This window comes from Streptomyces sp. NPDC032822 (genome assembly GCF_055578825.1).
On sequence record NZ_JBVIOL010000026.1, the window covers coordinates 1 to 12,497 of the forward strand.

The following is a 12,497-nucleotide window of genomic DNA, read 5'->3' on the forward strand; positions in this document are numbered from 1 at the left end:
GGCGTCCACCTCTCCGAGGAATTCCAACTCCACCCCGAACAGTCCACCGACGCCATCGTCATCCACCACCCCGAAGCCAAGTACTTCAACGCACGCTGACGAAACCGTCGTCCTGCACGGATGAGGGCAGGGACTCAGTTGCGGCTTAAGCTCGTCTTCGGGCAACGCCGGAGGCTGTTGCCCGGTCGTTGCCCGGCAGGCTGAGAGAAAAGAGTGATCAGGGTGTTTTCGCAGGTCATCGTGGTGACCAGGACTGCGGGGTAGGGCTTCAGTGCACATCGTCATCATGGGCTGCGGGCGAGTGGGTTCGGCTCTCGCCCAGACCCTGGAGCAGCAGGGGCACACGGTCGCCGTGATCGACCAGGACCCCACCGCCTTCCGCCGGCTCGGCTCCGGGTTCGGCGGCCGTCGCGTCACCGGTGTCGGTTTCGACCAGGACACCCTGCGTGAGGCGGGCATCGAGGAGGCCGGGGCGTTCGCGGCGGTCTCCAGCGGCGACAACTCGAACATCATCGCCGCGCGGGTGGCCCGCGAGATGTTCGGCATCGAGAACGTCGCGGCCCGGATCTACGACCCCCGGCGTGCCGAGGTCTACCAGCGTCTGGGCATCCCCACCGTGGCCACGGTGCGCTGGACCGCCGACCAGATGCTGCGGCGGCTGCTGCCCTCGGGCGCCGAGCCCCTGTGGCGCGACCCCACCGGTGGCGTCCAGCTGGCCGAGGTGCACACCACCACGTCGTGGGTGGGGCACAAGATCAGCCGCCTCCAGGAGGAGACGGGCGTCCGGGTGGCGTTCCTGACCCGGCTGGGCGAGGCGGTCCTGCCCACCTCGCAGACGGTGTTGCAGGAAGGCGACCTGGTGCACGTGATGATGCGCACCGACGAGGTCGACAAGGTCGAGGCGGCGTTCGCCAAGGGTCCCGAAGAGGAGGGCGGTCACTGATGAGGGTCGCCATTGCCGGTGCCGGTGCGGTCGGCCGCTCGATCGCGGGCGAACTGCTGGAGAACGGCCACGAGGTCCTTCTCATCGACAAGGCGCCGACCGCGATCTCGGTCGAGCGCGTCCCGCAGGCGGAGTGGCTGCTCGCCGACGCCTGCGAGATCACGTCCCTGGACGAGGCCGCGCTCCAGCGCTGCAACGTCGCGATCGCCGCGACCGGCGACGACAAGGTCAACCTGGTCGTCTCCCTGCTGGCGAAGACGGAGTACGGCGTTCCGCGGGTCGTCGCCCGGGTGAACAACCCGAAGAACGAGTGGCTGTTCAACGAGTCCTGGGGCGTGGACGTCGCCGTGTCGACTCCCCGCCTGATGTCGGCCCTGGTCGAGGAGGCGGTGAGTGTCGGTGATCTGGTCCGGCTGCTCCGCTTCAGCCACGGCGACGCCAACCTGGTCGAGCTGACCCTGCCGGAGGAGTCGGCCCTCGCCGGCACCCAGGTCGGCGATGTCGAATGGCCGCAGGACACGTCCCTGGTGACGATCATCCGCGGCACCCGCGTGCTCACGCCCTCCCAGGAGGACTCGCTGGAGGCGGGAGACGAGCTCCTCTTCGTGGCCGCCCCGGCCCGCGAGGAGCAGCTGGAGGACCTGCTGTCGGTACGCCGGGACACGGCGAGCTGATCCCTCCGGGAGCTATGACGGCGAAGGGCGCCCCGATTGTTCGGGGCGCCCTTCGCCGTCATGGCGGCAGTCGGTCTTCGTGCAGCCGACCTGGTCTACGTAGAGCCGACCGGTCTTCGTGCAGCCGACTTCGTCGTACGGACGGCTGGTCGTCGTACGGGGCGGCTACGCGTCGCGTCGGTGACGGCCCACGGTCGAATCCTCGGACTCCACGGATCCCGCCGGCTCACCGCGTTCCTCCGCGCGCGCCGCCTCCCGCTCCTTCTCGGCGCGTTCCTCCGCCTCCATCTCGGCGAAGACGTCGATGGGGGCCGGTGCCTTCGCGAGGAAGACCCAGGTCAGGTAGACGGCCAGCAGGAAGGGCGGGATCTTCAGGGCGACCAGGACCCAGCCGAGCTGGGCGGTGTCGGCCCACCAGTACAGCGGGAAGAGGATCGCGCACTTGGCGAGCAGGATCAGGCCCCAGGCCCAGCTGGCCTTGGCGTACGCCTTCTTGCGGCCCGGGTTGCGGGTGCGCCAGGAGAGGTTCTCCTTGAAGACCGGGCCGAGGATCAGACCGATCAGCGGGACCCCGCAGAGGGTCGTGATGATGTAGGCGAGGCCCAGGCCCAGCGTGTAGAGCATGCCGGGGAGGTAGAAGTCCTTGGCGTTGCCGGTCATCATCGCGAAGACGACACCGAAGGCGACGCCGAAGACCCCGCTGAAGGCGTGCTTGACGGTGTCCCGCGTCACCAGGCGGACCACGACCAGCAGCAGGGACACCCCGAGGGCGGCGATCGCCGACAGGTGCAGGTCCTTGTTGATCGTGTAGATCGTGACGAACAACAGGCCTGGCACAACGGTCTCGACCATGCCCCGCACGCCGCCGAAGGCTTCGAACAGCGCGGCCTCGGTCACCGCCCGGGCATCCGGCTCGGTGACTTCGGTGTCTTGGGTCGGCTTGTCGAGCGACGTCACCGGCTACTCCCGTCCGAGGGGTCTCAGTTCGTATTTCGGATTGAACAGCACCCGGCGGCCCCGGCTCATCGAGATCCGGCCCGATGCGATCAGTTTGCGTCCCGGCTCTATGCCCACGATGGAGCGCCTGCCGAGCCACACCACGTCCAGCGCGGCGGAGCCGTCGAACAGCTCGGCCTCCAGGGCCGGGACTCCCGCGCGCGGGCGCAGGGTGACCGTGCGCAAGGTACCAGTAACCGTCACGACCTGACGGTCCTGGCAGTCACCGATGCGCGTGCAGCCGGCGGTCTCGGTGTCCTCCCGCAGCTCCTCGGACTCCAGGTCCTCCTGGGACGAGGAGAGCCGGTCGAGCATGCGCCGGAACCGGCCCACCGGCTTCTCGGAACGAGGAACAGCACTCATATCTGAAGCGTACCGGGGCCCACCGACAGCTACGTACCCCTGGCGCTACCGCTCGAACCGGTACCCCATGCCGGGTTCCGTCACGAAGTGCTTCGGATGCGACGGATCCGCCTCCAGTTTGCGCCTGAGCTGGGCCATGTAGACCCGCAGATAGTTCGTCTCCGTCCCGTACGACGGCCCCCACACCTCCTGGAGCAGTTGCCGCTGGCTGACCAGGCGCCCCGTGTTGCGCACCAGCACCTCCAGGAGGTGCCACTCCGTGGGCGTGAGCCGCACGTCCTTCCCGTGCCGCCGGACCTTCTTCGCGGCGAGGTCGACGGTGAACTCGTCGGTCTCCACCAGCACCTCGTCCTCCTCTCCCCCGGTCGGCTCGGCGCGGCGGACGGCGGCGCGCAGCCGGGCCAGCAGTTCGTCCATGCCGAAGGGCTTGGTGACGTAGTCGTCGGCGCCGGCGTCCAGCGCCTCGACCTTCTCGTCGGAGGAGTGGCGGGCGGACAGCACCAGGATGGGCACCCGGGTCCAGCCGCGCAGGCCCCTGATCACCTCGACGCCGTCCATGTCGGGCAGGCCCAGGTCGAGGACCACCACGTCCGGGTGGCGGGTGGCGGCCAGTTCGAGGGCGGTGGCGCCGTCGTGCGCCGCGTCGACGTCGTACTTGCGCGCCCTGAGGTTGATCACGAGGGCGCGCACGATCTGTGGCTCGTCGTCGATCACCAGCACCCGGGTCATGTGACCTGCCTTTCGGGTCGTACAGGGTGGAGGGAGTCCTCGGAGGGGGGCGGCTGCCCGGGTCCCGGGCCTGCCGCCGCCCGGAGCGTGAGCACCATGGTGAGGCCGCCGCCGGGGGTGTCCTCGGCGTGCAGGGTGCCGCCCATGGCCTCGGCGAAGCCGCGCGCCACCGCGAGGCCCAGGCCGACTCCGGCGCCGCGCGGGGCGTCGCCGTAGCGCTGGAAGGGCTCGAAGATACGTTCCCTGGCCTCCTCGGGAACGCCCGGACCGCGGTCGACCACCCGCACCTCGACCCGGTCGGCGAGGGCACTGGCGGACACCAGGACGGCCTGCCCGACCGGGCTGTACTTCACCGCGTTCTCGACCAGGTTGGCCACCGACCGCTCCAGCAGCCCCGGGTCCACCGCGACCATCGGCAGCGTCTCGGGAACATCCAGGACGACACTGCCGCCGGGCACCCCGCCGAGCGCCATCGGCACCACCTCGTCGAGGTCGATCTCCCGGATCAGCGCCGTCACCGTGCCGGTCCGCAGCCGGGACATGTCGAGCAGGTTCCCCACCAGGTGGTCGAGGCGGTCGGCGCCCTCCTCGATCCCCTGCAACAGCTCCGCCCGATCCTCCTGCGACCACGCCACGTCCTGGGACCGCAGGCTGGTCACGGCCGCCTTGATCCCGGCCAGCGGAGTACGCAGGTCATGACTCACCGCGGCCAGCAGCGCGGTACGGATGCGGTTGCCCTCCGCGAGCGCACGGGCCCGGTCCGCCTCCTCCACCAGCCTGCGCCGGTCCAGGACCACGGCCGCCTGCGCGGCGAACGCGGCCAGCACCCGGCGGTCCTCGGCGGGCAGCACCCGCCCGGTCAGCGCCAGCGCCATGTGATCGCTCACCGCCACCTCGACATCCGCCTCCTCCGGCCGCTCCAGCGGCCGTCCGAGACCGACCCGGCCGGCACAGGTCCACGGATCGACCTCACCCGCCCGCTCCAGCAGCGCCGCCGACTCCATCCCGAACGTCTCACGGACCCGCTCCAGCAGCTCCTCCAGACCCGTCTCACCACGCAGCACATTGCCCGCGAGGAAGGACAGGATCTCCGACTCGGCCCGCAGTCTGGCCGCCTGATGGGTGCGCCGGGCCGCCAGATCCACCACGGACGACACCGAGACACCGACCCCCACGAAGATCGCGATGGCGACGATGTTCTTCGGATCGGCGATGGTCCAGTGGTGCAGGGGCGGTGTGTAGAAGTAGTTCAGCAACAGGGAGCCGACCGCCGCCGAGGCCAGCGCGGGCAGCAGTCCGCCGAGCAGGGCCGCCGCCACCGTCAGCGTCAGGAACAGCAGCATGTCGTTGGCGAGGCCGAGGTGGACGGTGTTGAGCAGGAGCGCCAGGATCACCGGGCCGGCCACACCGACCAGCCAGCCCCAGACGATCCGGGCCCGCCCGAGTCTGGCCCCCCGTGACACCGGCAGGCCGCGCCCCTTGGCGGCCTCTTCGTGGGTGACGATGTGCACGTCGAGGTCGGGACCGGACTCGCGGGCCACGGTCGCGCCGACGCCGGGGCCGAAGACGTACTGCCAGCTCTTGCGGCGCGAGGAGCCGAGGACGATCTGGGTGGCGTTGGCCCCGCGGGCGAAGTCCAGCAGCGCGGCCGGTATGTCCTCACCCACCACATGGTGGAACGTGCCGCCCAGGTCCTCGACCAGGGTCCGCTGCACGGCCAGCTCCTCGGGAGACACCGAGGTCAGCCCGTCACCACCGGCTATGTACACGGCCAGCACCTCACCGCCGGCCCCCTTCTCCGCGAGCCGCGCCGCCCGCCGGATCAACGTCCGCCCCTCCGGGCCCCCCGTCAGCCCGACCACGATCCGCTCCCGCGAACCCCAGATCCTCGACACCCGGTGATCACTGCGGTACTGCTGCAGGTACTCGTCCACCCGATCCGCCACCCACAGCAGCGCCAGCTCCCGCAGCGCCGTCAGATTCCCGGGCCGGAAGTAGTTCGACAGTGCCGCGTCCACCTTGTCCGGCCGGTAGACATTCCCGTGCGCCATCCGCCGCCGCAACGCCTGCGGCGACATGTCGACCAGCTCGATCTGATCCGCCCGCCGCACCACCTCGTCCGGCACCGTCTCCCGCTGCCGCACCCCGGTGATCGACTCCACGACATCGCCCAGCGACTCCAGATGCTGGATGTTCACCGTCGACACCACGTCGATCCCCGCCGCCAGCAACTCCTCCACGTCCTGCCACCGCTTGGCATGACGCGAGCCGGGAACATTGCTGTGCGCCAGCTCGTCCACCAGAGCGACCCGCGGGCACCGTGCCAGCACCGCTTCCACGTCCATCTCCGAGAACACGGCGCCGCGGTACTCCACCTCCTGCCGCGGAACCTGCTCCAGACCGTGCATCATCACCTCGGTCCGCGCACGGCCGTGGTGCTCCACGAACGCCACCACACAGTCCGTGCCCCGCTCCACACGACGATGTCCCTCCGACAACATCGCGTATGTCTTGCCGACACCCGGTGCCGCACCGAGATAGATCCGAAGCTTGCCGCGTCCCATGTCCTCATTGTCTTCCCACCGCTGCCGACCGCGCAGCGTCGACCTTACGGCCAGCAATCGCGACAAAGGGGACCGCGAGCGGCCCGAGGGCCGTCTTTGACGCAACCCTGACGTGGTGGAGCGCCGGCCCTGACGCGCCGGAGCCGCCGGGGCCTCACTCCTCGACGATCTCCCCGTCCCGCAGCTCCAGCACCCGGTCGGCCAGGTCGAGCAGGTTCGCGTCGTGGGTGGCGACCAGTGCGGTGACCCGCTCGCTGCGGACGACGGCCCGCAGCAGCTCCATCACGGCGTGACCGGTCTCCGCGTCCAGCTGGCCGGTGGGCTCGTCGGCGATCAGGAGCGAGGGGCTGTTGGCGAGGGCGCGGGCGATGGCGACCCGCTGCTGCTGGCCGCCGGACAGCTCGCCGGGCCGCTGTCCCGCGTGGTCGGCGAGTCCGACCAGGGACAGCAGCAGCTCGACGCGCTCCTCGCGCTCCCGCGGGTCGGCGCGGCGCAGCCGCATCGGCACGCCGACGTTCTCGGCGGCCGTGAGGATCGGGATGAGCCCGAAGGACTGGAAGACGAACCCGACGCGGTCCCGGCGCAGCGCGAGCAGGCCGTCCTCGCCCAGCTCCGAGAGGTCGAGCCCGTCGACCGTGACGCGCCCCTCGTCCGGCACGTCGAGCCCGCCGACGATGTTGAGGAGCGTGGTCTTGCCCGATCCCGAACGCCCTTTGAGGGCGACGAGTTCGCCGCGCGGCACCTCGAAGGTGACGCCGCGCAGCGCGTGGACGACGGCCGCCGAGTCGCCGTAGGACCTGCGGACGTTCTCGACACGCACCATGGTCTCGGTGACCACCTCAGTCATGCGTCCTCCCCCGTGAACCGGGCGCCAGTATCGCCACTGAGCGCCCGGCACTTCAACGGTTCAGCTCGGGTTGTCCCCGTGGGTGAGTGTTTCCCAGGCCACGAAGAGGTTGTTGCTGCCGGCCGGGCGGTTGCGCTCGGTCAGGGCCTGCGTGTTAGTCATGGGCATGCCAAGCCTGTGATGCAGGGCGTTGTGGCCGACCTCCGTGACGGGCCCGAGCCCGAGGTGCAGCGAACCACCGCACAGCGAACTCGGTACGGCCGCGCCCAGTTCGTACCTGGCCTGGAACCCGAGCGCCTGCCGCAGCCGTTCGCCCACGTCGGTGCCGTACAGGTCCTGGCCCTGGATCCGGCTGGTCTCGGCGACGTGCGCGATGGCGGAGATGCCGTAGCCGGTGTGCGTGAAGTCGCGGCAGGTCTCCTGGGTGAGCCCGGTGACGAAGGTCGACTGCCCCTGCCAGTAACCGACGATCTTGTCCCGGGTGTCGAGGTTCTGGCTCGGCACGGTCTTCGGCAGCTCGCCGTCGGAGGCGAGGTAGACGTAGGCGGCCGTGCGGGTGCGGAACTTCGCCATGGCCTTGTCGTACGACGTCCTGTCCTCCAGGAAGACGGAGATGCCGACGGCGGCCTCCATCATCGACAGCTCCCAGTTGCCGTTGGAGTGGGAGCCGTTGACGACCTCGGGCAGATACACGTTCCGGAGCATGGTCGCGAAACGGCCGGAGTTGGCCCAGCTCCCCGTGTACGTGTACTTGACGATCTCGGCGGCCCGGGGCCAGGAGGATCCCGCCCAGCCGGTCTGCAGGGGCGCGTTGCTGTTCGTGTGGTCCTTGATCACGGCGGACCAGGCGTCCATCAGCTCGATGGCCTTCCGGGCGTACCGCTCGTCGCGGGTCACGTACCAGGCGAGTGCCTGGGTGTACGCGGCGATGGCGTCCTCGCGCTCGTCGGTGCAGCCGAGGTCGGGGTCGGAGTACGAGCCGCACTCCACCGTCGCGCGCGGCCTGGGCGTGCGCCCCAGATCGGCGTACTTGCTCGCCAGCATCCGGTCGAAGGCGCCCTTCCAGGGCTGGGCGCCGGCCGTGACCTTGGTGCGGGCGAAGTCCAACTGCCCCTTGGAGACGGTGACTCCGGGGTGAGCGAAGGTCGCGGGGGCGGCCTCGGCGCGTGGTGCGGTCGGCTGCGCGAGGACGCCGCCCAGGGCGAGGGCGGCGACGATCGCGAGGAGGGGGGTGCGACGCATGGCGACTCCGTTCTCCTACAAGTTCTCATACATGAACGACGGGCGCCCTTATGAACTTAGGCGTTGAGCCGAGACCGTAGGTACAGACCAATCGCGCGTCAAGGGTCCGCGCACGGATCCACGCACGACGAGGGCCGCACCCCGTGCGGGGTGCGGCCCTCGTCGTGCGTATCCGAGCTTCTAGCGGACCTCGGTGATCTCCGGTCCGCGCTGCAACTGGCCCATGCCTCCGGAGAAGCGCGAGGTGCCGTCGTCCTGCTGGACGCCCTCGGGGACCATCTGCGCGTCGTTCGGCAGCTTCAGGACGATCGGGTCGCGAGGCGCCATCGGGCCCTCGCCGCGGACCACGACCGTGTCCCGGAAGATCTGCTCCAGCAGGCCCGCGGCCTGCGGCTGTACCGCGCCCTGGCCCGAGATGACACCGCGCAGGAACCAACGGGGGCCGTCCACACCGACGAACCGGACCACCTGGAAGCCACCCGTGCCGTCCGGGAGTTGCACCGGCACCTGGGCGCGCAGCTCCCAGCCCAGCGGACCCTCGACCTCGTCGACGATGCCGCCCTGCTGGGTGATGCCCGTGCCGATCTCCTCGCGGACCTCGCCCCAGATGCCCTCGCGCTTGGGGGCGGCGAAGGCCTGCAACTGGACGGCGCTGTCCCGCAGCACCACGGTCGCCGCGACGATCGCGTCGCCCGCGACCTCGACCCGCAGCTCCATGCCGTCGACACCCGGTACGAACAGACCGCCCAGGTCCACCCGGCCCTCGGCCGGGTCACGCACCTCGGAGTCGTCCCAGGGCCCGTCGGGCCGCGGCTCCGGCTCCAGCCTCACCCGCGGGCGCCCGCCCTCGTCCTCGGCCTTGTCGTCCGCCTCAGTGTCGACGCCGTCGACGACCTGCTCGGGCTCGCCGGCCGCGTCCTCGGCGGCACCCTTCTTCTTGCGACGTCCGAACACGTCACTGTCCTTCCCGGTCGGATACGACCGATGCGTATCGATTCCCACCCGTTGTGCCGCCGTCGGCGGCCTGACCGCTTGCGCTGTTCGTACTGCCGGGGTCGCCCACCGCCGCATGACCGCCGGTGGACCCGAAGCCCCCCTCGGCCCGAGCCGATCCGGGAAGCTCCGCGACCTCCTGGAAGCGGACCCTCTCGACCTGCTGGACGACGAGTTGGGCAATCCGGTCGAAGCGCTCGAACCGCACGGGCTCGTGCGGGTCGAGATTCACCACGATCACCTTGATCTCCCCACGGTACCCGGCATCAACCGTCCCCGGGGCATTCACGAGAGCCACACCGCAACGGGCGGCGAGGCCGGAGCGTGGGTGCACGAAGGCCGCGTACCCCTCCGGGAGCGCCACAGACACCCCCGTGGGCAGTACGGCCCGTTCGCCCGGCTTCAGTTCACGGCTCTCGGTGGTGCGGAGATCGGCTCCCGCGTCACCGGGAAGTGCGTACGCCGGAAGCGGCACGTCGGGGTCGACGCGCCGGATCAGCACGTTCAGGGGGTCACGGCTCACGGGTTCACCTCAAAGGCACGGGCACGCCGGACCTGGTCCGGGTCGTCCATGGCCGCCCGGAGCTCCTCCTGGCGGCCGTTCTCGATGAAGTGGTCGACCTTCACCTCGACGAAGAGCGCGTCGGCACGGACGGCGACCGGCCCGTCGGGGCCGCCGACGCGTCCGGTGGCGGTCGAGAAGATCTTCCGCCCCGCCACCGCCGTCACCTCGGCCTCCAGGTACAGCGTCGTACCGACCGGCACGGGCCGTACGAAGTCCGTCTCCAGCCGTCCGGTCACCGCGATCGTCCGCAGCAGCCAGTTCAGCGAGCCGAGCGTCTCGTCGAGCGCGGAGGCGAGCACACCGCCGTGCGCGAGGCCCGGGGCGCCCTGGTGGGCGGGTTGCACGGTGAACTCGGCGGTGACGGTGACGCCCTCGCCGGCCCGCGCCTGGAGGTGCAGTCCGTGGGGCTGTCCGTCGCCACAGCCGAAGCACTGGCCGTAGTGCGCGCCGAGGAGCACACCGGGCGCGGGGGCGTCAGGATGACGCACCGGTTTCACGGCGTCGGCGGGTGGCTCGACAGCGGCGGAAGTACGACTCACAGCCGCAGACCTTACCCGCGCGTCGGCCTGAACTGGACACCGTGCCAAGCTTGGCTTCATGCAGCTCTCCGCCACCCCGTACGAAGAACGTCTCACCGCCCCCCGGTCCTGGTGGCTGATCTCTTTCCTGGTCGGGGTCTCGATGGCGCTGATCCTGCTGCCCTTCGGCACGCTGCCGCTGCTCGGCGGCCTGGTCGGCGGGACGGCGGTGGCGGCGGTCGTGGCCAGTTCGTACGGCTCGCAGCGGATCCGTGTCGTGGGCGGTTTCCTGATCGCGGGCGAGGCGAAGATCCCGGTGTCGGCCCTGGGCGAGGCGGAGATCCTGGACCCCGAGGAGACGCGCGCCTGGCGCACCTACAAGGCCGACACCCGCGCGTTCCTGCTGCTGCGGGCGTACATCCCGACCGCCCTGAAGGTGGACGTCACGGACCCGGCGGACCCGACGCCGTACCTGTATCTGTCGACGCGGGAGCCGGAACGGCTCGCCGAGGCGCTGAGGTCGGCGCGCGCGGCCGCCTGACATCCGGCGTAGAACACTCGGGCGGGGCTTCACCCGGAGCCCCGCGGCGGGGCTTTGCCGAGGCGGTCCAAAATCTTTTTCACCGCCACGCAAAAACTTCGTCAGGGCCCGATTTCCTTACGGCCGCGACCGAGTTCCTTCGGAACATCCCCCAATGTGAGCGGATTTTCGGGACCCTCCAGAGGCGGCAGTTCGGGAAGTGCTTCCCAGGGCACCTGGGTCTTCCGCAGGTCCTGCCGGATCCGTTCCGCGAGTTTCCTCGTGTCCCGGCGGTTCATGACCGCCCCTACCGCCGCGCCGACCATGAAGGGCATCAGGTTCGGCAGGTCGCGCACCATGCGCTTCATGATCTGCTGCCGCAGCTGTTGCTTCATACGGCTGTTGACCGCCGAACCGACCGTGGTCGGCCTGGTCACGTCGATACCGCGCTCCCCCGACCAGGAGTCGAGATACGCGGTGCTGCGCTGCTTGAGGCCGCCCGGCGGCCGCGCGCCGTAGACCTCGTGGAGTTCGGCGATCAGCTTCAGCTCGATCGCGGCGACCCCGGTGATCTCGGCGGCCAGTTCGGTCGGCATGGCGGGCGGCACGGGCAGCATGGCAGCCGCTCCGATGCCCGCTCCGACCGTGGCGGTGGCACCGGAGGCGCCCGCCACGAGCTTGTCGGCGAGCTCCTCGGGCCCCAGCCCGGGGAACTGCCTGCGGAGCGTCGCGAGGTCCCGTACGGGGATCCGCGGCGCGCTGTCGATGATCCGGTCGGTGAGGTACGCCAGGCCCGCCCTGGCCCGGCTGCCGCCCTTGCGGACCCCTTCCCGGGCCTTGTCCCGGATCACCGCCACCCGTCCCTTGCTGACGGGCGGCGAGGTGTCCGACGGCGCCGGTAGGTCAGTCCGGCCGGCCGCCGGTTCGAGCGAGGCCGATCCCTGATCGGATGAGCCCCGCTCGTCGTCACGCGCGCCGAGCCGCCCTTCGGGCGGCCCTTGGTCCGCTCCCAGGTGGAAGCGGCGCTTCCGGGGAGGGGTCGAGCCAGTCACGGCCGACCCGCCCTCAGTCGCAGTCGCGGCAGATCGGCTGACCGTTCTTCTCGCGGGCCAGCTGGCTGCGGTGGTGCACCAGGAAGCAGCTCATGCAGGTGAACTCGTCCTGCTGCTTGGGCAGCACCCGGACGGCCAGCTCCTCGTTCGAGAGGTCGGCGCCGGGCAGTTCGAGGCCTTCGGCGGCTTCGAATTCGTCGACATCCACTGCGGAGGTCGACTTGTCGTTCCGGCGGGCCTTCAGTTCTTCAAGGCTGTCCGAGTCGACGTCGTCGTCGGTCTTGCGTGGGGTGTCGTAGTCGGTTGCCATGTCGCTCTCCCCCTCTGGGTGTCTTCGGTGTCTCCAGCGCACGTAACGCGTGAGAGGCCGGACTTGTGCCCGACCCGAGGCGGAGATTTTGCCTCACATCAAGGTCTGTTACTCAATCGACACCCAACCGGACTCCTCTTGAGTGATCGGGTTGGATGGCGATCGGGACCGTACACGGTCC

Annotated in this window: 14 protein-coding genes; 3 read left to right on the forward strand and 11 right to left on the reverse strand. The window is 70.3% G+C overall.

The annotated features are described in order from the left end of the window. Positions 1 to 271 precede the first annotated feature (271 nt). A complete protein-coding gene (locus ACZ5VD_RS39580) occupies positions 272 to 943 on the forward strand; it encodes a potassium channel family protein (RefSeq protein ID WP_468554155.1) in 672 nt (223 codons plus the stop codon). Continuing rightward, positions 943 to 1,617 carry a potassium channel family protein gene (locus ACZ5VD_RS39585; RefSeq protein ID WP_468554154.1) on the forward strand — a complete coding sequence of 225 codons (675 nt, stop codon included), beginning with the start codon at positions 943 to 945 and terminating at the stop codon, positions 1,615 to 1,617. The genes ACZ5VD_RS39580 and ACZ5VD_RS39585 overlap by 1 nt, the downstream gene beginning before the upstream one ends. Before the next feature lie 165 nt (positions 1,618 to 1,782). Here ACZ5VD_RS39585 and ACZ5VD_RS39590 read toward each other — a convergent pair whose 3' ends face one another. The 9 genes from ACZ5VD_RS39590 to ACZ5VD_RS39630 form a co-directional block, all read right to left on the reverse strand. Then, positions 1,783 to 2,574 (reverse strand): DUF3159 domain-containing protein, encoded by a 792-nt coding sequence (locus ACZ5VD_RS39590; RefSeq protein WP_468554153.1) that lies wholly within the window; start codon positions 2,572 to 2,574, stop codon positions 1,783 to 1,785. A 3-nt stretch (positions 2,575 to 2,577) separates the two neighbouring features. Further along, positions 2,578 to 2,976, reverse strand: a complete 399-nt coding sequence (locus ACZ5VD_RS39595) for an OB-fold nucleic acid binding domain-containing protein (protein ID WP_468554152.1) — start codon at positions 2,974 to 2,976, stop codon at positions 2,578 to 2,580. A gap of 45 nt (positions 2,977 to 3,021) precedes the next feature. Further along, positions 3,022 to 3,705 (reverse strand): response regulator, encoded by a 684-nt coding sequence (locus ACZ5VD_RS39600; RefSeq protein ID WP_468554151.1) that lies wholly within the window; start codon positions 3,703 to 3,705, stop codon positions 3,022 to 3,024. Next, positions 3,702 to 6,269, reverse strand: a complete 2,568-nt coding sequence (locus ACZ5VD_RS39605) for an ATP-binding protein (protein WP_468685303.1) — start codon at positions 6,267 to 6,269, stop codon at positions 3,702 to 3,704. Before ACZ5VD_RS39605 ends, ACZ5VD_RS39600 begins: the two co-directional genes overlap by 4 nt. Positions 6,270 to 6,423: 154 nt before the next feature. Then, positions 6,424 to 7,116 (reverse strand): ABC transporter ATP-binding protein, encoded by a 693-nt coding sequence (locus ACZ5VD_RS39610; protein WP_468685305.1) that lies wholly within the window; start codon positions 7,114 to 7,116, stop codon positions 6,424 to 6,426. Between the two features lie 60 nt (positions 7,117 to 7,176). Further along, positions 7,177 to 8,358 (reverse strand): alginate lyase family protein, encoded by a 1,182-nt coding sequence (locus tag ACZ5VD_RS39615; protein WP_468685307.1) that lies wholly within the window; start codon positions 8,356 to 8,358, stop codon positions 7,177 to 7,179. A gap of 180 nt (positions 8,359 to 8,538) precedes the next feature. Further along, a complete protein-coding gene (locus ACZ5VD_RS39620) occupies positions 8,539 to 9,312 on the reverse strand; it encodes a DUF3710 domain-containing protein (RefSeq protein ID WP_468554147.1) in 774 nt (257 codons plus the stop codon). A 1-nt stretch (position 9,313) separates the two neighbouring features. Further along, complete coding sequence (gene dut / locus ACZ5VD_RS39625; protein ID WP_468554146.1) at positions 9,314 to 9,874, reverse strand: dUTP diphosphatase; 561 nt, start codon at positions 9,872 to 9,874, stop codon at positions 9,314 to 9,316. Beyond that, complete coding sequence (locus tag ACZ5VD_RS39630) at positions 9,871 to 10,455, reverse strand: PaaI family thioesterase (protein WP_468554145.1); 585 nt, start codon at positions 10,453 to 10,455, stop codon at positions 9,871 to 9,873. The genes dut and ACZ5VD_RS39630 overlap by 4 nt, the downstream gene beginning before the upstream one ends. A 58-nt stretch (positions 10,456 to 10,513) precedes the next feature. Here ACZ5VD_RS39630 and ACZ5VD_RS39635 point away from each other — a divergent pair, with 58 nt between their 5' ends. After that, complete coding sequence (locus ACZ5VD_RS39635; RefSeq protein WP_468554144.1) at positions 10,514 to 10,975, forward strand: DUF3093 domain-containing protein; 462 nt, start codon at positions 10,514 to 10,516, stop codon at positions 10,973 to 10,975. 101 nt (positions 10,976 to 11,076) lie between these two features. Here the strand turns inward: ACZ5VD_RS39635 and ACZ5VD_RS39640 are convergent, their stop codons facing one another. Then, positions 11,077 to 12,006 (reverse strand): hypothetical protein, encoded by a 930-nt coding sequence (locus ACZ5VD_RS39640; protein ID WP_468685309.1) that lies wholly within the window; start codon positions 12,004 to 12,006, stop codon positions 11,077 to 11,079. 13 nt (positions 12,007 to 12,019) lie between these two features. Further along, positions 12,020 to 12,316, reverse strand: a complete 297-nt coding sequence (locus ACZ5VD_RS39645) for a DUF4193 domain-containing protein (RefSeq protein WP_005481602.1) — start codon at positions 12,314 to 12,316, stop codon at positions 12,020 to 12,022. Positions 12,317 to 12,497: the final 181 nt, after the last annotated feature.

Coding starts and splice junctions, on each gene's coding strand:
- ACZ5VD_RS39585 (WP_468554154.1), top strand. CDS start 943: ATGAGGGTCGCCATTGCCGGTGCCGGTGCGGTCGGCCGCTCGATCGCG.
- ACZ5VD_RS39595 (WP_468554152.1), bottom strand. CDS start 2,976: ATGAGTGCTGTTCCTCGTTCCGAGAAGCCGGTGGGCCGGTTCCGGCGC.
- ACZ5VD_RS39600 (WP_468554151.1), bottom strand. CDS start 3,705: ATGACCCGGGTGCTGGTGATCGACGACGAGCCACAGATCGTGCGCGCC.
- ACZ5VD_RS39605 (WP_468685303.1), bottom strand. CDS start 6,269: ATGGGACGCGGCAAGCTTCGGATCTATCTCGGTGCGGCACCGGGTGTC.
- ACZ5VD_RS39610 (WP_468685305.1), bottom strand. CDS start 7,116: ATGACTGAGGTGGTCACCGAGACCATGGTGCGTGTCGAGAACGTCCGC.
- ACZ5VD_RS39615 (WP_468685307.1), bottom strand. CDS start 8,358: ATGCGTCGCACCCCCCTCCTCGCGATCGTCGCCGCCCTCGCCCTGGGC.
- ACZ5VD_RS39635 (WP_468554144.1), top strand. CDS start 10,514: ATGCAGCTCTCCGCCACCCCGTACGAAGAACGTCTCACCGCCCCCCGG.
- ACZ5VD_RS39645 (WP_005481602.1), bottom strand. CDS start 12,316: ATGGCAACCGACTACGACACCCCACGCAAGACCGACGACGACGTCGAC.